We start from the raw sequence: 23,267 nt of genomic DNA on the forward strand, positions 1-23,267 counted from the left end.
TTGCGGGTTATTTTTGCCACGGTGGGTGGGTATTTGTATAACATACTCTTGGCGCTGTGTTTTAACAACGCACAATATTCCTGCGGGGGGCGGGTAATTATCCCGGCCACGTCGACGAAGGTGACGATCGGGATCGAGAAGCAGTCGCAGAATCGCACGAAACGAGCCGCCTTGCGGCTGGCATCCGAATCGAGCACGCCGGCCAGCACCATCGGCTGGTTGGCGACGAAGCCGACGGTGCGGCCCTCGATACGGCCGAAGCCGGTGACGATGTTTTTCGCAAAATTCTGCTGGATCTCGAAGAAGTCACCCTCGTCGGCAACTTTAAGGATCAACTCTTTGATGTCGTAGGGTTTGTTGGCATTGTCGGGGATCAGCCTGTCGAGCGACAGATCGTGATCGGTGACCGACTGGTAGCATTCGATCTCGGGAATTTCCGCCGTGTTGGAAGCGGGCAGCAGATCGACCAGCCGGCGCATCTGCAGCAGCGCCTCGACGTCATTGTCGTAGGCTCCGTCGGCGATCGAGGACTTCGTCGTGTGGATAGAAGCGCCGCCGAGGCTTTCGGCGGTGACCGTCTCGTTGGTGACGGTCTTCACCACATCCGGCCCGGTGACGAACATGTAGGACGTTTCGCGAACCATGAAGATGAAGTCAGTCATCGCCGGCGAATAGACATCGCCGCCGGCGCAGGGGCCCATGATCAGTGAAATCTGCGGGATGACGCCAGAGGCCAGTACATTGCGCTGGAAGATCTCGGCATAGCCGCCGAGCGCCGCCACGCCTTCCTGGATGCGGGCGCCGCCGGCGTCGTAAAGGCCGATGATCGGCGCGCGATTGCGCAGCGCCATCTCCTGGACCTTGACCACCTTTTCGGCATGGGCCTCGGACAGCGAGCCGCCGAACACGGTGAAATCCTTGGCGAAAAGATAGACCGGGCGACCGTTGACGGTGCCCCAGCCGGTAACGACGCCGTCGCCGGCGATCTTGGTTTTCTCCATGCCGAAATCGGTCGAGCGGTGCTCGACATACATGTCGAACTCCTCGAACGAGCCCTCGTCGAGAAAGACGTCTATGCGTTCGCGGGCGGTCAGCTTGCCCTTCTTGTGCTGGGCGTCGATGCGGGCCTGGCCGCCGCCCATGCGGGCGATCTCGCGGCGGCGCTCGAGTTCCTTCAGCACGTCCTTCATGACCGGTCCCCGAAACGGAAAGCTGCATTGTGGTAATCATGCCCGCGAGAGAGCGCAAGCGCCGCTTCCTCATGGCTTTTGCTGCGCTGCAGCATCGGGCCCCTTGCATTTCGATGCGAACTGGGCCATATGCGGCGGCATAGGCGCTTGGGCCGGGATAATCCGGCCTTCTCGACGAATGAGACTGGTTGCGTCTGTTTTCCCTCTTCCCGACAGGTCGGCAAGGTGGCGAAAAAGCCCCGTGGCATGAAGCCTGCGGGCACGACAGCGCAGCCGTGCGGACGATGACGTCCGCCCGCCTTGTCGTTTCATGACAGTTTTCGACGGCAGGTTGCGCCCTGCCGCCATTGATATTTGCGGCCAGGAGCCGCATGAAAGAAGAATATTTTGACTAATGAAAACACTTTGACCGGTAAGGACACTGGGGAACTGAACGGTTTCGCCGCACTTGGAATTACCGGCGCACTGCTCAAGGCTACCAATGCCGCCGGCTTTACCGATCCGAAGCCGATCCAGGCCCAGGCGATCCCGCCGCAGCTCGAAGGCCGCGACATTTTCGGCATCGCCCAGACCGGCTCGGGCAAGACGGCGGCGTTCGCGCTGCCGATCCTGTCGAAGATCATCGCACTTGGCACCAAGCGCCGGCCGAAGTCGGCCCGCGCGCTGATCCTGGCGCCGACACGTGAACTCGCGGTGCAGATCGAGGAGATGATCAAGCTGCTCGCCAAGGGCGCGCATGTATCGACCGCGCTCGTGCTGGGCGGCGTCTCGCGCTTCAGCCAGGTGAAGAAGGTTGCGCCCGGCGTCGACATCCTGATCGCAACGCCCGGTCGGCTGACCGACCTTGTGCGTGAAGGCGACCTGATGCTTGCCGACACCAAATGGCTGGTGCTCGACGAAGGCGACCGCATGCTCGACATGGGCTTCATCAACGACGTGAAGCGAATCGCCAAGGCGACGGCGCCGGACCGTCAGACGGTGCTGTTCTCGGCGACTATGCCGGCCGAGATCGCCGAACTGGCGAAAGGCCTGCTGAAGAACCCGATCCGCGTCGAAGTCGCTCCTCACAGCACCGCGGCAGCCGAGATCGTGCAGGGTGTCGTCTTTGCCCGCACCAAGCAGAAGCGCCAGGTGCTGGCCAACATGCTTGCCGATGAGGCGATGAAGTCCGTCATCATCTTCTCGCGCACCAAGCATGGCGCCGACAGGGTGACCAAGGATCTCGAGCGCGACGGCTTCAAGGCCGCCGTCATCCACGGCAACAAGTCGCAGAACGCCCGCCAGAAGGCACTCAACGATTTCCGTGAGGGTTCGGTGCGCATTCTCGTGGCGACCGACATTGCTGCACGCGGCATCGACGTGCCCGGCATCAGCCATGTGGTGAATTTCGACCTGCCGGACGAGGCGGAGAGCTATGTCCACCGCATCGGCCGCACCGGCCGCAACGGCATGGACGGCATCGCCATCACACTCTGCGACCCGTCTGAAAACAGCAAGCTGCGTCAGGTCGAGCGCATCATCCGCACCAAGCTGCCGATCGTTGCCGACCATCTCGGCAGCCCCGATCCGCAGCGCAATCCCGCCGAGAAGAACGAGCGCAGCTTCGAACCGGCCAATGATCGCAACGACCACAATGGCCGTCGCGACGGCAGGCGGCCCGGCGGCGCAAACAACGGCTTCGGCAAGAAGCGGTTCGGCGACAAGCCGGCCTTTGCGGGCGAGCGCAAGCCGGAAGGCGCCAAGCCCTTCAAGGGCAATAACAAGCGCCGCTTCGGCGGCAAACGGCCAACAGCGCGGGCCGCATAATCTGACCGTGTTGCGGTCGGCCAAGCCTGGCTTGGTCACACACGATTGAAGAGGGCGACCGGAGCGATGCTTCGGTCGCCCTCTTGCTTGGGGACCTTTGGTTCACCTTACCACCGCCTCGATCCACACGACGGTCCGCTACGCGAGGAAAGCCGTGGTCGATGGCGACAGCGCGTCGCCGGCAATGACGTGGTTGTCCGGGTCGCCGGTATCGTCGACCGGCACCAATTCATGTGCGGCGCCCCAGCGACCCGCAAACACGATCGCTCGCCCATCACCGATCCTACTCGACTGGCGGCTTGCGGTCGAAATTCAGTGGCCGCGCATTCCAGCGGGTGACCGTGCTGATCACCCATCGGCAGAACGGCCTCGGCAGCATCCTGAGCAACTTCAGCGTCCAACTCAGGCGGCGTGGGAAAGTGACTTCGAAGCCGCCGTATTCGATGCCTTGCGCGATGCGGCGCGAGGCCAGATTGACCGGCATCAAGCCCGGCATCGGCAGGAAGTTCTTTTCGGTCAGCCGCGTGTCGACAAAGCCCGGATTAATCACCTGGATGCGGACGTTCATCTTGTCGAAATCGTATTTCAGCGACTCGGCCAGGATATTGACTGCCGCCTTGGTGCCACCATAGGCGGCGGTGGTGGGCCAGCCGAAATAGGCGGTAACCGAACCGATCAGCACGACATGGCCGCGCGAGCGCACGCGCATGCGTTCGATGACCGGCAGCAGGCCATTGATGATGCCAAAATAATTGACTTCGAAAGACCGACGGAAATTGCGCGCCACAAGATCCTCGCCCGGCGTTGCGATATAGCTTCCAGCGTTGAACACTGCCAACACGATCGGACCGAGATCTTTCTCGATCGCTGCAACCGTCTTTGCCATGCGTTTTTCGTCGGTCACGTCGCAAGGATAGGCTGCGACACGGCCCGCCATCTGCGCCGTTTCGACGATGAGCGTATCGATCGGATGGTCATCTGGCGCAGTCACCGCGACGACATAGCCCCGAGCGGCAAGATCCTTGGCCAGCGAACGGCCGATACCGCTGCTGCCGCCCGTAATCCAGGCGACGCCATGCTTCGGATTGGCCCGATAGAGTGTCATGTTGCGCCCCGCCGGCTCTTCTTAGCCTGTGCTCTACCGGTGAAGAAATCGAATGAAAAGAGTGCTTTTCGGTACATGGTTGAAATGAATACCGGTCGGGCGCTCCTGGCTGTAGGAATTGCAGTGTGCGAAATGCGACTGGACCAGGCAAATTCTTGCCTTGAAACCGAAGCTTCGGGTTTCTAGGGTTTCGCCGCACCCACAAAGGAATCTCCATGCCCCGTTCTGTGATCGACGTGATCGGCAACACGCCCCTGATCCGCCTCAACAAGGCCTCGGAAGCAACCGGCTGCGAGATCCTGGGCAAGGCCGAATTCATGAATCCCGGGCAGTCGGTAAAGGACCGCGCCGGCCTGTTTATCATCCGCGATGCGGAGCAGCGCAGGCTGCTGCGGCCCGGCGGCGTCATCGTCGAGGGGACGGCCGGAAATACCGGCATCGGATTGACACTGGTTGCCAAGGCGCTCGGCTACCGCACGGTGATCGTCATTCCCGACACCCAGAGCCAGGAGAAGAAGGATACAATCAAACTGCTCGGCGCCGAGCTGATCGAAGTGCCCGCCGTGCCTTACAAGAACCCGAACAATTACGTGAAGCTGTCGGGCCGACTGGCCGAGCAGATGGCGAAGAGCGAGCCGAACGGCGCGATCTGGGCCAACCAGTTCGACAATGTCGCCAACCGTGACGGCCATATCCGCACCACGGCCGAAGAAATCTGGAACCAGACCGACGGCAAGGTGGATGGTTTCGTGTCGGCGGTCGGTTCCGGCGGCACTCTGGCAGGCGTCGGTTTCGGGCTGAAGGCCAAAAACAACCAGGTCAAGATCGCGCTGGCCGATCCGCTGGGGGCAGCGCTCTATTCCTTCTACACCAGCGGCGAGCTGAAATCCGAGGGCAGTTCGATCACCGAAGGCATCGGGCAGGGGCGGATCACCGCCAACCTCCAAGGCTTTACACCCGATTTTGCCTTCCAGATCCCCGACGAGGACGCGCTGCCGATCGTATTCGACCTGATCCAGGAGGAGGGGCTTTGCGTTGGCGGTTCGACGGGCATCAACATTGCCGGCGCCATTCGCCTGGCGCGCGAGCTAGGCCCCGGCCACACCATCGTGACCATGCTTTGCGACTACGGCACGCGCTACCAGTCGAAGCTGTTCAATCCTGAATTCCTGCGCGAAAAGAAGCTGCCGGTGCCGGGGTGGATGGAGCAACAGAGCACGATTTCGGTACCGTTCGAAAGGGTTGCGTGATGGCGCACAAGACCGAAGCGCTGTTTCGTGACGACGCCTATCTGGGGACGGCCGACGCCACCGTCGTCGCAGTCAATAATCGCGGCGGCATCATTCTGGACCGGACGGTGTTTTACGCCACATCGGGCGGGCAGCCGGGCGACACCGGCAGCCTCGAACGCGCCGACGGCACCGGCATAGCGATTGCCGCTACGATCACCGGCGAAACCAAGGACGAGATCATCCATGTGCCGGCGCCGGAGCAGGCAGTTCCAAAGGTGGGCGAGCGCATGAGGCTCGCCATCGACTGGCCGCGGCGGCAGTTGCTGATGCGCATGCATTCTGCCTGCCACCTGCTTACCGTCGTCTGTCCGTTCCCGATCACCGGCGCCGCGGTTTCCGAGGACGACAGCCGTATCGATTTCGACATCCCGGACGCCGGCTTTACCAAGGAAGACGTGACGGCCAGACTGATGGAGCTGGTGCGAGCCGACCACCCGATCTTCACCCGGCTCATTTCCGACGAGGAACTGGCATCCAATCCGGGCTTGGTGAAATCCAAGAATGTGCGGCCCCCGGCCGGCACGGGAAGGATCCGATTGGTCTGCATCGGCGAGAACGCTTCGATCGACAGCCAGCCTTGCGGCGGCACCCATGTAAAGAGCACCAGCGAAATCGGCGAGATCCATATCGGCAAGATCGAGAAGAAGGGCCGCGAGAACCGGCGCTTCCGCATTCGCTTTGGTCCTATGCCGCCAGCCTGATATAGGACTGCGACGGACGGGACAGGAGAGAAAAGATGGCCGACGACAGTCCTTTCACCATCGATGCCGATTGGTTACAGAAGCGGCTCGGCGAACCCGGCCTGACGATTGTCGACGCGTCCTGGTATCTGCCGGCGCAAAAGCGTGACGCGCGCGCCGAGTACGACGTAGCGCATATTCCAGGCGCCCGCTTCCTCGACCAGGATGCGGTTTCGGACCCCGACGCGGCTCTGCCGCACACGCTGCCGTCGCCGCAGCATTTCGCGCAATATGTCGGCGCGATGGGTATTTCGGCCGATGACACGATTGTTGTCTATGACGGGCCAGGGTTCTTTTCTGCACCGCGCGCCTGGTGGTTGTTTCGCGTCATGGGCGTGTTCCAGGTCTATATACTCGACGGCGGCTTCGATCGTTGGAAAGCCGCCGGACGGCCGGTGACTGCGGAGCCGACGAAGATCGCGCCTTGCGTGTTTTATGCCAACTTCGATGCCGCCCGCGTCGCCAGCCTTGCCGACATGCGCCGGATCGTCGAGACGGGGGAGAGCCAGATCGCCGACGCGCGCTCGCCTGGCCGTTTTGCCGGCACCGAGCCGGAGCCGCGCCCCGGCATCCGCTCCGGCCATATGCCGGGCGCGCACAACGTGCCGTTTTCGGCGCTTTCGGAAAACGGCGAATTGTTGCCGAAGGACAGGCTGCGCAAAGTGATCGAAGGAGCCGGCATCGACCTGTCGAAGCCGGTCGTCACCTCCTGCGGGTCGGGCGTCACCGCGGCAGCCGTCACGCTAGCTTTGGAGACGCTTGGCCATGCCGACAACAGACTTTATGACGGTTCATGGACCGAATGGGGCGGGCTTTCCGACACGCCTGTCGTGACGGGCAAGGACTGACGGTGATGGAAGACGGATCGCTGGAAGACATCGATGTCACCGTGACGTTTCTCGAAATGCATGTGCCGCCTGCCTATTCGCCGCCGCTGCCGTACAACCGCCAGATCGCGCTGCTCAAGACCAAAGACATTCCCCTGCATTTCTACCGCTATTTGATGGATCGGGTCGGCCGCAAATGGCACTGGGTCAATGTTTTGAGGCTGAGCGACGAGGAGCTTGCGGCGGGCATCCACCGCGAGGACCGCGACATCAGGGTGCTTTATCTGGATGGTGCGCCGGCCGGCTTCTTCGACCTCAAGCCGCATTTGCCGGAGGAAGTGGAACTCGCTTATTTCGGAATGATGGAGCACGCGACCGGGCAAGGCATCGGCCGCTGGTTCCTCGGTGCGGCAATCGCCGCAGCCTGGTCGCACGGGCCAAAGCGGGTGACGGTGCAGACCTGCACCCTCGATCACCCAGCAGCACTGCCGCTGTATCAAAAACTCGGCTTTACGCCAGTGGCGCAAAAAAAGGAGGTCGTACATCCGATGTCTTTTGCCGAGCGCGCGGCCAGCGTCATGCGGCCCTGATTTTCAGGCCCGTTCATCCGAGCTTCAGCTTGTCTTTGCAATGTCCCAGAGTCTCTGGATCAACACTCAAAGGCGAGCCCGACTTGAATGAGCTTGGCTCTTTCCATATCGCTATCGTCTAAAAATCGATGGGTGATGGAGGATCGCACGATGGCAATACGCGTGGTAATGGCCGGCGCGACCGGCTGGGTCGGCAAAGCGCTGGTTCCGGCGATCGGGGCGCAAGGCGACATGGCGCTGGCCGGGGCTGTATCACGCAGCGGCGCGGGGCAGGATTCCGGTCTGCTGGTTGGTATGCCGGCTAATGGTATTGCCGTTTCGGCCTCGCTGGCCGAGGCGCTGGAGGCGCCGTCGGACGTGCTGGTCGACTTCACCAAGCCGCATGTCGTGAAAGACCATGTGCTGCTCGCCATCGACAACGGACGGCACACGGTGATCGGCACGTCGGGACTGGGAGCTGCCGACTATGCCGAGATCGACGCCGCGGCGCGGGCCAATGGCGTCGGCGTTGTTGCCGCTGGCAACTTTTCCATCACCGCCACGCTGATGAAGCGGTTTGCACTTATGGCGGCAAAATACGTGCCGGATGTCGAGGTCATCGATTATGCTAGTGCAAAGAAGCCCGACGCGCCCTCCGGAACCGCACGAGAGCTTGCTGAAGCGCTGGCCGACATCCGCAAGGCCTCAACGGCAAAGCCGGTCTCCGAGGTCTCCGGCGTGCCGGCCACACGCGGTGGTGCGGTCGGCGCAGGCGAGGGGGTGCAAGTGCACGCGCTTCGCCTGCCGTCCTACATCCTGTCCTGCGAGGCGCTGTTCGGTCTGCCAGACGAGCGGCTGACCATACGCCACGACGCCGGCTCGTCCGCGGCGCCTTACGTGGCGGGCACGCTGCTCGCCATCAGACGGGTACAGCAGATCAAAGGTCTGGTTCGTGGTCTCGACGCGCTGATGGATTGATCCATTTCGGCAGGAATCGGGTGGGAAGCTCTGTCTTGCGAGCATAATTTCCGGTCGACGACACCGGAGATTTTGCCATGACGCTAAAATTCAAAGCCTTGCCAACCAATGCTGTCCGGGCACTTCAGCGCGGCGGGCCGGATGCTTATGGCTTGAAGCCAGAGCGGCAAATTTCGGATGGCGACGGCGTGCCTTGCCGTCATTGCTTGAAAAATATTGCTGTGGGAGAAGCCTATCTTGTTTTGGCCTATCGGCCTTTTCCGGAGCTGCAGCCTTATGCCGAAACGGGGCCGATCTTTCTGCATGCGAAAGAATGCGAACGCGCCGCCGAGGGGAAAATGCTTCCCGAAATGCTCGAAAGCAGCGATTACATTGTGCGTGGTTATGGCAAGGACGACCGCATCGTTTACGGCAGCGGCGGCGTCATTCCGACCGACGCAATTGCCGCACGGGCAGAGACGTTGTTCGAACGCGACGACATCGCTTACGTCCACATCCGCTCGGCGCGCAACAATTGCTATCAGTGCCGGATCGACCGCGCGTAACCGGACAGGCTGCACCGGCTTGGGGCTGTCGTACTCCCGTCGCATACAAGCGGTAGAAACACACTGTCGATCGATTTGCCGACCGCGGATGAACCGGCGGGAATTTTCGACAACCGAGGAAGCGGGGCTTTGGCTCCGCTTTTTTGTTGTCCGGTTATTCCGCGCGCCCGACACTTTTCAGTTTTTCGACATAAGAAAAAACCCGTCGGACGAATCCGACGGGCACTGGAGAGGCAGATTCGGACAGCTCAGGCGGCGAGAACGGCCTTCGGCTCGACCAGGTCGTAACCGAGCGCTTCGGCCACTGCGCGATTCGTGATCTTGCCCTTGTGGACGTTCAGCCCGTTGCGCAGATGGTGGTCGTCTACCAGCGCCTTGAGGCCCTTGTCGGCGAGCTGCAGGCCATAATGCAGCGTCGCATTATTGAGCGCGTGGGCCGAGGTGACCGGCACCGCACCCGGCATGTTGGCGACGCAATAGTGGATGACGCCATCGACCTCATAGGTCGGCTCGGCATGGGTGGTGGCGTGCGAGGTCTCGAAGCAGCCGCCCTGGTCGATGGCGACGTCGACCAGCACGGCGCCTTTCTTCATGCCCGACAGCATTTCGCGCGTCACCAGCTTGGGCGCTGCTGCCCCCGGGATCAGCACGGCGCCGACGACGATGTCAGCCGAAAAACATTCTTCCTCCAGCGCCTCGACGGTCGAGTAGCGGGTGTGGACGCGGCCGCCAAAGATGTCGTCGAGCTGACGCAGGCGCGGGATCGAGCGGTCAATGATGGTGACGTCGGCGCCAAGGCCGGCGGCCATCCGTGCAGCATGCAGGCCGACGACGCCGCCGCCGAGCACAGTGACCTTGCCGGGGAGCACGCCGGGCACGCCGCCAAGTAGCACGCCGCGGCCACCATTGGCCTTTTGCAGCGCCGTTGCGCCCGCCTGGATCGACAGGCGGCCGGCGACTTCCGACATCGGTGCTAGCAGCGGCAGACCGCCGCGCTCGTCGGTGACCGTCTCGTAGGCTATCGCGGTCACGCCGGAGGCCAGCAGGCCCTTGGTCTGCTCCGGATCCGGGGCAAGATGCAGATAGGTATAGAGGATCTGGCCGTCGCGGAGCTGAACCCATTCGTTGGGCTGCGGCTCCTTGACCTTCACGATCATGTCAGACTTGGCAAAAACGTCGGCGGCCGTTTTGGCAATCGTGGCGCCGGCGGCGCGATACGCGTTGTCATCGGCGCCGATGCCGGCGCCGGCGCCGGTCTCGATCAGCACTTCATGGCCATGCGCGACATATTCACGGACCGAACCCGGTGTCAGGCCGACGCGGTATTCATGGTTCTTGATTTCCCGGGGGCAACCGACGCGCATCTTTTTCTCCTGATCCGGCCCTTTGGGGCTCGTTCCCTGTCTAGAGATAGTGAACCACGAATCGTTCGGTAAGTGTTTGCGAATGCGCTTGCCAGAGAGGCCACTGTTCGATAATCGTTGCGCAAAACATTAGAATTATCGCAGGAACCCGCAAAAATGCCGCTCGACAGGATTGATATCGCCATTCTCGAGACGCTGCAGAAAGACGGGCGGATACCCAACGCAGCGCTCGCCGAGAAGGTTGGCCTGTCGCAGTCGGCCTGTTCGCGGCGGCTGGACAATCTGGAGAAATCCGGAACCATCCGCGGCTATCACGCACGGCTGTCCAACGCTGCACTTGGGCACCAGATGACGGCGATCGTGCATATATCGCTGTCCGGGCAATTCGAGAAGACGTTGTCGGATTTCGAGGCAGCGATAAAGCGCTGCCCGAACGTCCTGTCCTGCCATTTGATGTCGGGCGAATATGACTACATCCTGCGCATCGCGGCAAAGGATCTCGTCGACTACGAACGCATCCACAAGGAGTGGCTGTCGGCAATGCCGCATGTGACGAAGATCAATTCGTCTTTTGCCTTGCGCGAAATCGTCGATCGCACGGCCGTGGGAATGAAGCCTGAACTCGCCTAGGCCCCGAACTCGCCTAGGTGTTGACTGCCTCGGTCACCACACGGTCCATCCGAATGTCGTGCGGCTGCGGGTAGATGGTGACGATGCGCTGCAGTTCGTAGCCGACGCCGATGACCAGCGGTTTGAAGGGCATCGCGGCAAGCGTGCGATCGAAGAAGCCGCCGCCATAACCCAGGCGAAACTGCCCGGGATCGATGCCGACGATCGGCGAAATGACGATGTCGGGCAACACCGGATCACCCTCGGCCGGTATCGGGATATTCCAGACGCCCTTCTCCAGCCGGTCTCCGTGGGTATAGGCGCGAAAGACAAGCGGCCGGTCTTTCTCGACGACGACGGGCAACGCCGTGCGCCCGCCCCGCGCGTTAACGGTTTCCATCCACGGGCGCAGGTCCGGCTCGCCGCGAAACGGCCAGTAGAGGCTGACCATGCGGCCGGCGATGTCGCCGATCACCGCGTCGAGCCCTTCGGCAATGCGCTGCGACATAGCTGCGCGCGTGTCGGCCGAAACGGCAAGGCGGGATACGATCAACCGCTCGCGCTCGGCCTTGCGCCAGCGCCTTACGTCGGTCCAGTCGGATAGCGGCGCTTGGAACTCCGGATCAAGCTCGTGCATAAAACAAGGCGGCGAGGCGTACTGCGCTGGGTCTTCATCTTCATTCCTAGCCATGCTTCACCTGCAATATACTGTTCCGACCAAGTCGTATCCGGGACGTAAGCTATATCCGGGAATGAGTCTGCAGCATGCGTATTCACGACATCAAGAGACGAGTCCCAGGCAGTTGCAGCGCAGGCATTGCTGCACTGCACAAGGATACTTACATCAGCCTTGGCGAGAGGGATGAGTGAGATGAACATAGCCAACCATCACGTCGTCGTCGTAGGCGCCGGTTTCGGCGGCCTCGAATTGACCCGCGCACTTGCCGGCGCGCCGGTGCGCATCACCATGATCGATAGGCGCAATCATCACCTCTTTCAGCCGCTGCTCTACCAGGTGGCGACGACGGCCCTGGCCACCTCCGAAGTGGCTTGGCCGATCCGCCATCTCCTGCGCAGGCGCAAGGACGTGACGACGCTGCTTGCCGCTGTGACTGGCATCGACCGCACCGGCAAGCGGGTGCTGCTGCAGGACGGCGGCACGGTCGCTTACGACACGCTGGTGCTGGCCACCGGCGCGCGGCACGCCTATTTCGGCCATGACGAATGGGAGCCATTCGCCCCGGGCCTGAAGACGCTGGAGGACGCCACGACCATTCGACGGCGTATTCTTTTGGCTTTCGAGCAGGCCGAGCGGGAAACCGATCCCGCCCAGCGCCAGGCATTGCTGACGCTGGCGATCGTCGGCGGCGGGCCGACCGGCGTGGAATTGGCCGGCACCATTGCCGAACTGGCGCACGACACGCTGCGCGGCGAGTTCCGCAACATCGACACGCGGCAGACGCGTGTGGTGCTGATTGAGGCCGGCGACCGCGTTCTTGCCAATTTCGCGCCGGAACTCTCTGATTATGCAATGAAGGCGCTCGAACGGCTCGGCGTGACCGTCGAACTCGGCCGCGCGGTTACGCGCTGCGATGCCGAGGGTGTCGTCTTCGGCGACACACATTTGCCGGCCAGGACAATCCTGTGGGCGGCGGGCGTCGCCGCTTCGCCGGCCGCCGAATGGCTCGGCGCGGCAGCGGACCGCGCGGGCAGAGTGCTTGTCGAGCCCGACCTGAGTGCGCCGGGAAACCCGGAGATTTTCGTCATCGGTGACGCAGCGCACGTCCTGCGGCCGGATGGCCGGCTGGTGCCGGGCGTCGCGCCCGCCGCCAAGCAGCAGGGACGGCACGTCGCCACGGCGATCAAGGCAAGGCTTGCCGGTGACGCGACACCGCGTCCTTTCAGCTACAGGCATGACGGCGATTTGGCGACGATAGGCAAGCGCGCGGCGGCCATCGATTTCGGCTGGATCAAGCTTACCGGCCGGCTTGCCTGGTGGCTATGGGGCTTGGCGCATATTTACTTCCTGATCGGCTTTCGTAACCGGCTTGCGGTTTCCCTGAGTTGGCTATGGATCTACTTCACCGGTCAGCGCAGCGCGCGGCTGATCACCCAGGGCGACGACGATAAGGGCTGATTGTTCGCTGCCGGACATTCATCGGCGCGTCACCTCCTCTTGATGGGATCGGCTTCTGGACTCGGCTGGATTTCGGCGCGAAGCTTTGCTTCGGGCAGGACTTGTCACGTCGTGGAAGGAAGAGAAAACGAATGTCCCAATTGCGCCACCTCGTCTCACGCCGCGATTTCCTCGCCGGCGTTGCCGCCAGCGGAGCGCTGATCATGCTGCACCCGTTCTCCGCCCGGGCTCAAGCCAATCAGGCGCATCTGAGGATTATGGAGACGACCGACATCCACGTGAATGTGCTGCCTTACGACTACTACGCCGACAAAGCTAACGACACGATGGGGCTGTCGCGAACGGCATCGTTGATTGAAGCCGTGCGCAAGGAAGCAACCAACGCGATGCTGATCGATAATGGCGACCTTCTGCAAGGCAACCCGATGGGCGACTACATCGCCTACGAGAGGGGGATGAAGGATGGCGATCTGCATCCGGTCATGAAGGGCATGAACCTGCTCGGCTACGAATGCTCGACGCTCGGCAACCACGAGTTCAACTATGGCCTGTCGTTCATGGACAAGGTGCTGGCCGGTGCCAATTTCCCGTTTGTCTGCGCGAACCTGATCCGCGGCACGGAGCTCGCCGCGAACCCGCGCGACGACAAGCTTTATCTCAAGCCTTACGTCATCCTCGACAGGAACATCAAAGACGGGTCGGGCGCCGAGCAACCGATCAGGATCGGCATCATCGGCTTCGTGCCGCCGCAGATCATGGTCTGGGACCTGAAAAATCTCGAGGGCAGCGTCAAGACGCGCGACATCGTCGAGGCGGCCAAGGCGTGGGTGCCGCAAATGAAGGAAGAAGGCGCCGACATCGTCATTGCGCTCTCCCATTCCGGCATCGATGTGAAGCAAAGCGACATGATGGAGAATGCCTCCTTCTTCGTTGCCGGTGTCGAAGGTATCGATGCGGTGTTCACCGGCCACCAGCATCTGGTCTTCCCCGGCAAGAAGGACTTTCAGTCGCTGGACGCCGTCGATACGGCGAAAGGCACGTTGCAAGGCAAGCCCGCCGTCATGGCCGGCTTCTGGGGCTCGCACATGGGGCTGATCGATCTGTTGCTGGAGCGCGACGGATCGACGTGGAAAATCGTTTCGACGACCTCTGAGGCCAGGCCGATCTTTGAGCGGGTCGACAAGACGAACAAGCCGACCGTCGCGGACGACCAGCGCATCGTCGACGCGCTCAAACAGGACCACGAGGCGACGCTTGCCTATGTGCGCCGGCCGGTCGGCAAAACCTCGGCGCCGCTCTATTCCTATTTTGCGCTGGTCGCCGACGATCCATCGGTGCAGATCGTCAGCCAGGCGCAGACCTGGTACTTGAAGGACATCCTGAAGAACACAGAGTGGAAGGATATGCCGCTGTTGTCGGCGGCGGCACCGTTCAAGGCGGGCGGGCGCAACGGCGCCGACTATTACACCGACGTACCGGTGGGCGATATCGCCATCAAGAACGTCGCCGACCTCTACCTCTATCCAAACACGGTGCGCGCCGTCGAAATCACCGGGGCAGAGGTGAAGGAATGGCTGGAAATGTCGGCCGGCATCTTCAACCGGATCGAACCGGGCAAAGCCGACCAGGCGCTCATCAACACCGACTTCCCGTCTTATAATTTCGACGTGATCGACGGCGTCACCTACCGGATCGACCTGTCGCAGCCACCGAAATATGATTCGAAGGGCGGGCTGGTGAATGCTGGCTCGACCCGCATCATTGACTTGATGTTCGACGCCAAACCAATTGGTCCCAAGCGGAAATTCGTCGTCGCCACCAACAACTACCGAGCCGGCGGCGGCGGCAATTTCCCGGAGATCAATGCCTCGAAGATCATCTACGAAGCGCCCGACACCAACCGCGACGTGATCGTGCGCTATATCGTCAGCGAAGGCACCATCAACCTGTCGGCGGATGCCAACTGGTCGTTTGCGCCACTACCGGGAACCAGCGTCGTGTTCGAGACCGGCGCCAAGGCGAGAGAGTTTATTGCGCAAGTGAAGTCGCTGACGATCGAGCCGGCGGGCGAGGGCGAAGCGGGGTTTTCCAAGTACCGCATCACGCTTTGAGGCAAGGATTTGAGCGTCGGCTCGAAACTGTCTCAGCGTTAAGATACTGTCCCGATACGGCCAATCCGTTTGAGACAGGGGGCCTCTTCAAGCAGGTGGTGCGAAACGCCGCTTGACGGCGGCATGACCAGATCCAGCGCGTCCGTCGAAATCCCACCGGAATAATCGTGTGGCAGTTGGTCGATCGAGGCGGGAAGCGGTCGTCGAAGCCGAGCGGGGTTATCTTTCCAAGGCGCCCTGCAGCGGTAGCGCCATTCTGGCCAGCAAGCATCGCAGCGGACAGACCAAAGGCCGTTAAAATTCGGGGAGGGTCCCAGCAGGGCCGGAATCACTATGGTTGCAAGCATCCATATGCGCTAGTTTTAGCCATGCGTTATGTCATCATCATCACGACCGTCACCTTTTTCCTGATCTGGGACGGCATTTACAACCAAGGCCGCTACCTCGACAGGACCATCAGGGAGGTGACCCGCGTCGTGCACTATGTAACCAGCATGGTGTAGTTTCTCTTTTTCGCCACGGTTCGCCGACGCGACATCCTGCCGATTGACGGCACGCTCCCGCTGACACAAAAGAACGCCGGTCCAACGGTCCAGGAGGCTGGGTTGATCCGGCATATCGTTTTCTTCAGCGCACGGCGTAAAGTGGACGTCGAGGCAGTGCGTACGGGTCTGCTGGCGCTCGGCAAGATACCCCACTCGCGCCATTTCGAGGTGATGCTCAACACCAAGGTCGACCCGCTCTCGGATGAAATCGATGTGGTCGTCTATGCCGAGTTCGAGGACGAGGCAGCGCTCGCCGCCTACAAGGCGCATCCGCTCTATGCAGAGACCACCAGCCGGGTCAAACCTCTGCGCGAATTGCGTTATTCGGCCGATATCGTGGCAAGTTGACGAGCCGCCGTCCCCTACGCGCTGATGTGGTCTTTCCGCTGAGGCGTCGGCCAAGCCCTTGAACCATTTTCAGGAATGAGGCACATCGCGCGGGACATGACAGAGAACACCCCCGCAAGCCCTCATCCGCTCGATCACCTGGTGCTGCCGACCGCGAGCCTCGATGTTGCGCGGGCGCGCTTGACCTTGCTCGGCTTTACCGTTGCGCCGACAGGTATCCACCCTTTCGGAACCGAAAACTGCTGTGTCTTCCTCACCGACGGCACCTATCTCGAACCGCTCGCGGTCGCTGACCGGCAGGCCGCGGCAACGGCGATCGCGAACCGCAATGTCTTTGTCGTGCGTGATCGCACGTATCGCGAAGAAAACGGCGATGAAGGATTTTCTGCCGTGGCGCTGGGCACCGAAAGCGCCGCCGCGGACCACGCGCGCTACATGGAAGCCGGTCTGTCGGCGGGAGACGCGCTAAGCTTTTCGCGCGCCTTCACCGATGCGACGGGAAAGAGCGACACCGCATCGTTCAAACTGGCCTTCGCGGCTACAGGCAAGGCAACGGACGCTTTTCTCTTCGCCTGCGAGCGGATCAATGCGCCGAACGTCGACCGCACTGCGTTGCAGGCCCACGCTAATGGCGCAACCGGCATTGTCGAAATCGTGGCAGCCAGTGGCGAACCCTTCGAACAACGCAATGTGATTTCGATCGCGGCTGGGATCAAGGCGCAGGGCGGCGGCACTGTCTATGAGCTGCCGAATGCCGTCGTGACCGTTCTGGATCCTGCAGCCTATTCGGCACGCTTCGGCATTCCTGCCGGCGCGCCATCTGAACTCCGCTTTGCTGGGATCGTCTTTTCGGTTAGGCACGGCGACACCGTCGCCAAGCTGCTTGCAGCCAATTCCGTCGAACACCACATGCGCGGCGGTGATATCATCGTGCCGCCGGCGCCAGGGCAGGGCGCAGCCTTCATTTTCCGGGAGATCGCATGAACAATCTCAATCCTCTGATGCCAAATTCTTCCGTTGCGATCGGCAAGGTCATTTTCGGCAACAGCGCGCCCCTGTCGCTGATCGCCGGTCCATGCCAGCTGGAATCGCGGCAGCACGCGTTCGACATGGCCGGTGCACTGAAGGAATTGACGGAACGGCTCGGAATCGGGCTCGTCTACAAGACCAGCTACGACAAGGCCAATCGCACATCGCTTGGCGGCACGCGCGGTGCGGGACTTGAAGCGGCAATGCCGATCTTCGACGACTTGCGCAACAATTTTTCGCTGCCGATCCTGACTGACGTCCACACTGAGGAACAATGCGCGATCGTCGCTCCGCATGCCGATATCCTGCAGATTCCTGCCTTCCTCAGCCGCCAGACCGATTTGCTGATCGCTGCGGCAAGAACCGGCAAGGTGGTGAATGTGAAGAAGGGGCAATTCCTCGCGCCGTGGGACATGAAGAACGTCGTCGCCAAAATCATCGGCTCCGGCAACGCCAATGTCTTGGTCACCGAGCGCGGCGCATCCTTTGGTTACAACACCCTGGTGTCCGACATGCGGGCGCTGCCGATCATGGCCGAGATCGGCGCGCCGGTGATTTTCGATGCCACCCATTCCGTGCAGCAGCCGGGTGGGCAGGGCGGTTCGTCCGGAGGCGACCGGCGCTTTGTCGAGACGCTGGCGCGCGCGGCCGTCGCGGTTGGCGTCGCCGGCGTCTTCATCGAGACGCACCAGGACCCCGACAACGCGCCTTCCGACGGTCCCAACATGGTGCCGCTAAAGGATCTTCCCGCATTGCTTGAACGGCTGATGGCGTTCGATCGCATTGCCAAAAGCGTGGGTTGAACCAGCAGTTGCGCCACACCAGCGTCGCCAAGAAAACTTTGAAGAATTTCGAACCCGCCTGGAACCTTAGCCCGCGGCCCTCATTGTCAAAATCTAATGTCAACGACGACGAGGAGCACACCATGACGACCCAGACGGGACACACCGAAGCCATCGCCGCTTCGCGGGTTATCGGCACATCGGTCTACAATACGGAAGGCACTCATATCGGCGACATCGAGGATGTCATGCTCGACAAACTGTCGAACGGAATCATGTTTGCCGTGATCGGTTTTGGCGGATTTCTCGGCATCGGCGAGAAATACCACGCCATTCCGTGGGCGAGCCTTGACTATGATGAGAACAAGGGCGGCTATGTCGTGCCGTTCACCAAAGACCAGCTGATGGCCGCTCCTTCCTATTCGATCAACGAGCTGACCGGCGCCGACGGCGAGGCCGCGCGTGACGCCTCATACAACTACTACAAGGTCGAGCCTTACTGGCACTGACCTTACTGGCACTGACTAAGTCTCCTGGAATCAAAAAGGCCCCCGGGAAATCGGGGGCCTTCGATGTGGCGGGATGCTACTGCGCAATCTGCAGGGCCGGCAAAGGCGACGATCCCTGCGGGGGTTGCTGATTGTCGCACGACGTCAGGAACGCAGCCGCGATCAGGAACAAACTCACAATACCGCTCAACTGGGACATGGCGAAACTCCTCCTGTTTCGCCCCGCGCGACAACAGCCATAAACCAGAAACCGGCATGCCGCGTATGACAAATGATGACAGCGCTTCGTGCTTCGTGAATCCCGTAGCGCACGGGCAATATTTGCAAGTGCCCCGATTGCGTTTTGCGGCGCTTTGGCTAAGAGGTGCGCGACGCTTCAATCGATCAATCGGGGACATCGCAATGACGGCCATCATCGACATTGTCGGGCGTGAAATCCTGGACAGCCGCGGAAATCCGACCGTCGAGGTCGACGTCGTGCTCGAAGACGGCTCGATGGGTCGCGCCGCGGTGCCGTCCGGCGCCTCGACCGGCGCGCATGAGGCGGTCGAACTGCGCGATGGCGGCCCCCGCTATCTCGGCAAGGGCGTGCTCACGGCGGTCGAGGCGGTGAACGGCGAGCTGTTCGAGGCGATCGGCGGCATGGAGGCAGAGAATCAGATCCATATCGACCAGACCATGATCGAGCTCGATGGTACGCCCAACAAGAGCCGGCTCGGCGCCAATGCCATCCTCGGCGTGTCGCTGGCTGTGGCCAAGGCCGCGGCCGAAGCGGCCGACCTGCCGCTCTATCGTTATGTCGGCGGCACCAAGGCCCATGTGCTGCCGGTGCCTATGATGAACATCATCAATGGCGGCGCGCATGCCGACAACCCGATCGATTTCCAGGAATTCATGATCCTGCCGATCGGCGCGCCGACGCTGCGCGACGGCGTGCGCTGGGGCTCGGAGATCTTTCATACGCTGCGAAAGAAGCTGAAGGACGCCGGCCATAACACCAATGTCGGCGACGAGGGCGGCTTTGCCCCCAACCTGAAGAGCGCGCCGGCCGCGCTCGACTTCATCATGGAATCGATCGAGCAGGCTGGCTTCAAGGCCGGCGAGGAGGTTGCGCTAGGCCTCGACTGCGCGGCGACCGAATTCTTCAAGGATGGCAACTACGTCTATGAAGGCGAGAGGAAAACCCGCGACCCGAAGGCGCAGGCCAAATATCTAGCCAAACTCGCTGCCGACTACCCGATCATCACCATTGAGGACGGCCTGGCCGAGGATGACTGGGACGGTTGGAAAATACTGACTGATCTCATCGGCAAGCAAACGCAGCTGGTTGGCGACGATCTGTTCGTCACCAACACGGCGCGGCTGCGCGACGGCATCCGCATGGGTGTCGCCAATTCGATCCTGGTCAAGGTCAACCAGATCGGCTCGCTTACCGAAACGCTCGACGCCGTCGAGACCGCGCACAAGGCCGGCTATACCGCGGTGATGTCGCACCGCTCGGGCGAGACCGAGGATTCGACCATCGCCGACCTCGCCGTTGCCACCAATTGCGGGCAGATCAAGACGGGCTCGCTGTCGCGCTCGGATCGCATGGCCAAGTACAACCAGCTTATCCGCATTGAGGAGGAGCTCGGCAAGCAGGCGCGATATGCCGGCAAGTCGATCGTGAAAAGCTGATTTCGAGAGAAAATCCGTGGCGACGAGGGCGGGGACATTCCCGCCCTTTTTTGCTTCCAGGCTCTGAATCCAACAGGCTGTAACCGTCCATTAAGCACAATCGGGCGACAAAGGCGGCGTAGAGGATTCGGACCATGTGGACACGCCAGCACAAGCAAAGAAACACCGGCCGGCTGATCATCCCCTCGCTCTGCGTGGTGTTCCTGACTTATTTCGGTTTCCATGCCTATCATGGCGAGTTCGGCATCTATTCCAAGTATCAGCTCGAAGCTGAGACTGCCGAATTGCAGGGCAGGCTCGATGCCGTCAGGGCGCGCCGGATCGATCTCGAGCGCCGCGTTCAGCTGATGCATGAGGGCACGCTGGAGAAGGACATGCTGGACGAGCAGGCGCGCAAGGCGCTTAATCTGTCCCACGCCGACGAGATCACCATCATGCTGCCGGTCGCAAGATAACCTGATCTCAGTTAATCAGCGATATTTGCAATGATTTTAATTGCTTAGATGCATGACAGCCATGCGTTTTCGGCATGGCGAAAGCCTTCCCTGCATGTTAGCCTGCCTCAAATCGGTGGGAGAACTGATCTCCCTCGCTGTCCGCCAAGAGACGCCAACAGGGAGTGATGCATGGCCACCGCCACCAGAAAAGCGCCTGCCAAATCCAAATCAGACGGCAAGATGCCGGGCCTTTCCACCCCGAAGCCTGTTGAATTCACCAAAGACCAGGAGCTTGCCGCCTACCGGCACATGCTGCTCATCCGCCGCTTCGAGGAAAAGGCCGGCCAGCTTTACGGAATGGGCTTCATCGGCGGTTTCTGCCACCTCTACATCGGCCAGGAAGCGGTCGTTACCGGCATGAAGATGGCGCTGATCGACGGCGACCAGATGATCACCGCCTATCGCGACCATGGTCATATGCTGGCCATGGAGTTGTCACCGCGCGGCGTCATGGCCGAACTGACCGGGCGCCGTAGCGGCCTGTCGAGAGGCAAGGGCGGCTCCATGCACATGTTCTCCAAGGAGAAGCATTTTTACGGCGGCCACGGCATCGTCGGCGCGCAAGTGTCGCTCGGCACCGGCATTGCCTTCGCCAACCGCTATCGCGGCAACAACAATGTGACGCTGACCTATTTCGGCGATGGCGCGGCGAACCAGGGCCAGGTCTACGAAAGCTTCAACATGGCCTCGCTGTGGAAGCTTCCGGTGATCTACATCATCGAGAACAACCGCTACGCCATGGGCACCTCGGTCTCGCGCTCGTCGGCCGAGACGGATTTCTCGCACCGCGGCGCGTCCTTCAAGATTCCAGGCATCCAGGTCGACGGCATGGATGTGCGCGCTGTAAAGGCAGCCGGCGACCTCGCCGCCGAATGGTGCCGCGCCGGCAACGGGCCGCTCATTCTCGAAATGCAGACCTATCGTTACCGCGGCCATTCGATGTCGGATCCGGCAAAATACCGCTCCAAGGAAGAAGTGCAGAAAATGCGCTCCGAACGTGACCCGATCGAGCAGGTCAAAGCGCGGCTGCTCGACAAGAAATGGGCAAGCGAGGACGAGCTCAAGGCCATCGACAAGGAAGTCCGCGACGTTGTCGCCGACGCCGCAGAATTTGCCCAGAACGACGCGGAGCCGGATCCGTCCGAGCTCTGGACCGACATCGTACTTTAACGAGAGGGCAAGGACATGCCGATCGAAATTCTCATGCCCGCCCTCTCGCCGACCATGGAAGAGGGTAATGTTTCCAAGTGGTTGAAGAAAGAGGGCGACAAGGTCGCGGCGGGTGACGCCATTGCCGAGATTGAGACCGACAAGGCAACGATGGAAGTCGAAGCCGTGGACGACGGCACGCTTGCCAAGATCGTGGTTCCTGCCGGCACCGAAGGTGTCAAGGTCAACACGCTGATCGCTGTGCTGGCCGTCGATGGCGAAGACATCGACGAGGCAGGCGAAGGTATCGGCGAGGAGGCTGTTGAGGCGCAAGCAGCAGCGCCCGCTGCCGCTCCGGCCCCCGCGGCTGCTGCGGCCAAGAGCGAAGCGGCAGCACCTGTTGCCGCTGCGCCCAGGTTGGAAATTGCCGCCGATCCGGACATCCCGGCCGGCACCGAAATGGTCTCGACCACAGTGCGTGAAGCCTTGCGCGACGCAATGGCGGAGGAAATGCGCCGCGACGGCGACGTCTTCGTCATGGGCGAGGAAGTCGCCGAGTACCAGGGCGCCTACAAGATCACACAGGGCCTGTTGCAGGAATTCGGTCCGAGACGCGTGGTCGACACGCCGATCACCGAGCACGGCTTTGCCGGCGTTGGTGTTGGCGCGGCGATGGCCGGCCTGAAGCCGATCGTCGAATTCATGACCTTCAACTTCGCCATGCAGGCGATCGACCAGATCATCAATTCAGCCGCCAAGACGCTCTACATGTCCGGCGGCCAGATGGGCGCCCCGATCGTCTTTCGCGGCCCGAACGGCGCTGCTGCCCGCGTCGCCGCGCAGCATTCGCAGTGCTATGCCGCCTGGTACAGCCATATTCCTGGATTGAAGGTGGTGATGCCTTATACCGCCGCCGACGCCAAGGGTCTGCTCAAGGCGGCGATCCGCGACCCGAACCCGGTCATCTTCCTCGAGAACGAAATCCTCTACGGCCACTCCTTCGACGTGCCGAAGATGGACGATTTCGTGCTGCCGATCGGCAAGGCGCGCATTCACAAATCCGGCAAGGACGTGACCATCGTCTCGTTCGGCATCGGCATGACCTACGCGCTCAAGGCGGAGGCGGAGTTGCGCGGCATGGGCATCGATGCCGAGATCATCGACTTGCGCACCATCCGCCCGCTCGACTTCGACACCATCGTCGCCTCGGTCAAAAAGACCAATCGCCTCGTGGTGGTCGAGGAAGGCTTTCCGCAGAACTCGGTCGGCGACCATATCGCCAATCAGGTCTCGCAGCGCGCCTTCGATTTCCTCGATGCACCGGTCATTACAATTGCCGGCAAGGACGTGCCGATGCCCTATGCGGCGAACCTCGAAAAGCTGGCGCTGCCCAATGTCGGCGAGGTCGTCGAGGCGGTCAAAGCCGTCACGTATCGCTGAGCAGGGCGGGAGGACAAA

General features: G+C 61.5%; 24 protein-coding genes and 1 pseudogene. 19 read left to right on the top strand and 6 right to left on the bottom strand.

Features of this window, described 5'->3' with window-relative positions; translation table 11 throughout:
- Window positions 1–1,190: acyl-CoA carboxylase subunit beta (locus tag NKJ28_RS18980; RefSeq protein ID WP_352636692.1), on the bottom strand; the 1,190-nt coding region annotated here is incomplete at its 3' end.
- A 387-nt stretch (window positions 1,191–1,577) separates the two neighbouring features.
- On the opposite strand from NKJ28_RS18980, the gene NKJ28_RS18985 reads away from it, so the two are divergent.
- Window positions 1,578–2,996, top strand: a complete 1,419-nt coding sequence (locus tag NKJ28_RS18985) for a DEAD/DEAH box helicase (protein WP_352636693.1) — start codon at window positions 1,578–1,580, stop codon at window positions 2,994–2,996.
- A gap of 138 nt (window positions 2,997–3,134) precedes the next feature.
- Here the strand turns inward: NKJ28_RS18985 and NKJ28_RS18990 are convergent.
- Window positions 3,135–3,251: pseudogene (locus NKJ28_RS18990) on the bottom strand (alpha/beta hydrolase); the annotation flags it as partial.
- Window positions 3,252–3,279: 28 nt separating this feature from the next.
- Window positions 3,280–4,101 carry an SDR family oxidoreductase gene (locus tag NKJ28_RS18995; protein WP_352457508.1) on the bottom strand — a complete coding sequence of 274 codons (822 nt, stop codon included), beginning with the start codon at window positions 4,099–4,101 and terminating at the stop codon, window positions 3,280–3,282.
- A gap of 215 nt (window positions 4,102–4,316) precedes the next feature.
- Between NKJ28_RS18995 and NKJ28_RS19000 the strand changes: the two genes are divergently transcribed.
- From NKJ28_RS19000 to NKJ28_RS19025, 6 genes are all read left to right on the top strand, one after another.
- On the top strand, window positions 4,317–5,351 hold the full coding sequence (locus NKJ28_RS19000; protein ID WP_352457507.1) for a cysteine synthase A: 1,035 nt from the start codon (window positions 4,317–4,319) through the stop codon (window positions 5,349–5,351).
- On the top strand, window positions 5,351–6,094 hold the full coding sequence (locus tag NKJ28_RS19005; RefSeq protein WP_352568588.1) for an alanyl-tRNA editing protein: 744 nt from the start codon (window positions 5,351–5,353) through the stop codon (window positions 6,092–6,094). The genes NKJ28_RS19000 and NKJ28_RS19005 overlap by 1 nt, the downstream gene beginning before the upstream one ends.
- A 35-nt stretch (window positions 6,095–6,129) precedes the next feature.
- Entirely contained in the window at window positions 6,130–6,981 is an 852-nt protein-coding gene (gene sseA / locus NKJ28_RS19010; protein ID WP_023675104.1) for a 3-mercaptopyruvate sulfurtransferase, read from the top strand.
- 5 nt (window positions 6,982–6,986) lie between these two features.
- Entirely contained in the window at window positions 6,987–7,550 is a 564-nt protein-coding gene (locus NKJ28_RS19015) for a GNAT family N-acetyltransferase (RefSeq protein ID WP_352448953.1), read from the top strand.
- 150 nt (window positions 7,551–7,700) lie between these two features.
- Window positions 7,701–8,507, top strand: a complete 807-nt coding sequence (dapB, locus tag NKJ28_RS19020; protein ID WP_352448952.1) for a 4-hydroxy-tetrahydrodipicolinate reductase — start codon at window positions 7,701–7,703, stop codon at window positions 8,505–8,507.
- A 77-nt stretch (window positions 8,508–8,584) separates the two neighbouring features.
- Window positions 8,585–9,052, top strand: coding sequence for a DUF1203 domain-containing protein (locus NKJ28_RS19025; RefSeq protein WP_352457506.1), 468 nt, complete (start codon window positions 8,585–8,587; stop codon window positions 9,050–9,052).
- Window positions 9,053–9,300: 248 nt separating this feature from the next.
- On the opposite strand, the gene ald is transcribed toward NKJ28_RS19025, so the two are convergent.
- Complete coding sequence (ald, locus tag NKJ28_RS19030) at window positions 9,301–10,416, bottom strand: alanine dehydrogenase (RefSeq protein WP_023675100.1); 1,116 nt, start codon at window positions 10,414–10,416, stop codon at window positions 9,301–9,303.
- A 156-nt stretch (window positions 10,417–10,572) separates the two neighbouring features.
- Between ald and NKJ28_RS19035 the strand changes: the two genes are divergently transcribed.
- Window positions 10,573–11,046: an Lrp/AsnC family transcriptional regulator gene (locus tag NKJ28_RS19035; protein WP_023675099.1), complete on the top strand. Its 474-nt coding sequence runs from the start codon at window positions 10,573–10,575 to the stop codon at window positions 11,044–11,046.
- A 13-nt stretch (window positions 11,047–11,059) separates the two neighbouring features.
- Here NKJ28_RS19035 and NKJ28_RS19040 read toward each other — a convergent pair whose 3' ends face one another.
- Window positions 11,060–11,716, bottom strand: coding sequence for a 5-formyltetrahydrofolate cyclo-ligase (locus NKJ28_RS19040; RefSeq protein ID WP_352636694.1), 657 nt, complete (start codon window positions 11,714–11,716; stop codon window positions 11,060–11,062).
- Window positions 11,717–11,896: 180 nt separating this feature from the next.
- On the opposite strand from NKJ28_RS19040, the gene NKJ28_RS19045 reads away from it, so the two are divergent.
- The 7 genes from NKJ28_RS19045 to NKJ28_RS19075 all read left to right on the top strand — a co-directional run bounded on the left by NKJ28_RS19045 (window position 11,897) and on the right by NKJ28_RS19075 (window position 18,486).
- Window positions 11,897–13,162 (top strand): NAD(P)/FAD-dependent oxidoreductase, encoded by a 1,266-nt coding sequence (locus NKJ28_RS19045; protein ID WP_352636695.1) that lies wholly within the window; start codon window positions 11,897–11,899, stop codon window positions 13,160–13,162.
- A gap of 131 nt (window positions 13,163–13,293) precedes the next feature.
- Window positions 13,294–15,273 carry a bifunctional 2',3'-cyclic-nucleotide 2'-phosphodiesterase/3'-nucleotidase gene (locus tag NKJ28_RS19050; protein WP_352636696.1) on the top strand — a complete coding sequence of 660 codons (1,980 nt, stop codon included), beginning with the start codon at window positions 13,294–13,296 and terminating at the stop codon, window positions 15,271–15,273.
- A 368-nt stretch (window positions 15,274–15,641) separates the two neighbouring features.
- Complete coding sequence (locus NKJ28_RS19055; protein WP_023675095.1) at window positions 15,642–15,776, top strand: hypothetical protein; 135 nt, start codon at window positions 15,642–15,644, stop codon at window positions 15,774–15,776.
- Window positions 15,777–15,878: 102 nt separating this feature from the next.
- Complete coding sequence (locus NKJ28_RS19060; RefSeq protein ID WP_352577846.1) at window positions 15,879–16,166, top strand: Dabb family protein; 288 nt, start codon at window positions 15,879–15,881, stop codon at window positions 16,164–16,166.
- A gap of 96 nt (window positions 16,167–16,262) precedes the next feature.
- A complete protein-coding gene (locus NKJ28_RS19065; RefSeq protein WP_352636697.1) occupies window positions 16,263–17,150 on the top strand; it encodes a VOC family protein in 888 nt (295 codons plus the stop codon).
- Window positions 17,147–17,998 (top strand): 3-deoxy-8-phosphooctulonate synthase, encoded by an 852-nt coding sequence (gene kdsA / locus NKJ28_RS19070; RefSeq protein WP_031211318.1) that lies wholly within the window; start codon window positions 17,147–17,149, stop codon window positions 17,996–17,998. The genes NKJ28_RS19065 and kdsA overlap by 4 nt, the downstream gene beginning before the upstream one ends.
- 122 nt (window positions 17,999–18,120) lie before the next feature.
- A complete protein-coding gene (locus NKJ28_RS19075; RefSeq protein WP_023675091.1) occupies window positions 18,121–18,486 on the top strand; it encodes a PRC-barrel domain-containing protein in 366 nt (121 codons plus the stop codon).
- Between the two features lie 76 nt (window positions 18,487–18,562).
- On the opposite strand, the gene NKJ28_RS19080 is transcribed toward NKJ28_RS19075, so the two are convergent.
- Window positions 18,563–18,685, bottom strand: coding sequence for a hypothetical protein (locus NKJ28_RS19080; RefSeq protein ID WP_084642452.1), 123 nt, complete (start codon window positions 18,683–18,685; stop codon window positions 18,563–18,565).
- Window positions 18,686–18,888: 203 nt separating this feature from the next.
- Here NKJ28_RS19080 and eno point away from each other — a divergent pair, with 203 nt between their 5' ends.
- The 4 genes from eno to NKJ28_RS19100 all read left to right on the top strand — a co-directional run bounded on the left by eno (window position 18,889) and on the right by NKJ28_RS19100 (window position 23,249).
- Window positions 18,889–20,163, top strand: coding sequence for a phosphopyruvate hydratase (eno, locus tag NKJ28_RS19085; protein ID WP_352636698.1), 1,275 nt, complete (start codon window positions 18,889–18,891; stop codon window positions 20,161–20,163).
- A gap of 134 nt (window positions 20,164–20,297) precedes the next feature.
- Complete coding sequence (locus NKJ28_RS19090) at window positions 20,298–20,618, top strand: FtsB family cell division protein (protein WP_023675088.1); 321 nt, start codon at window positions 20,298–20,300, stop codon at window positions 20,616–20,618.
- Window positions 20,619–20,840: 222 nt separating this feature from the next.
- Window positions 20,841–21,830: a pyruvate dehydrogenase (acetyl-transferring) E1 component subunit alpha gene (gene pdhA / locus NKJ28_RS19095; RefSeq protein WP_245274631.1), complete on the top strand. Its 990-nt coding sequence runs from the start codon at window positions 20,841–20,843 to the stop codon at window positions 21,828–21,830.
- 15 nt (window positions 21,831–21,845) lie between these two features.
- Entirely contained in the window at window positions 21,846–23,249 is a 1,404-nt protein-coding gene (locus NKJ28_RS19100; RefSeq protein WP_023675086.1) for a pyruvate dehydrogenase complex E1 component subunit beta, read from the top strand.
- Window positions 23,250–23,267 lie beyond the last annotated feature (18 nt).

The organism is Mesorhizobium sp. M0145 (genome assembly GCF_040322355.1).
Taxonomy (GTDB): Bacteria; Pseudomonadota; Alphaproteobacteria; order Rhizobiales; family Rhizobiaceae; genus Mesorhizobium.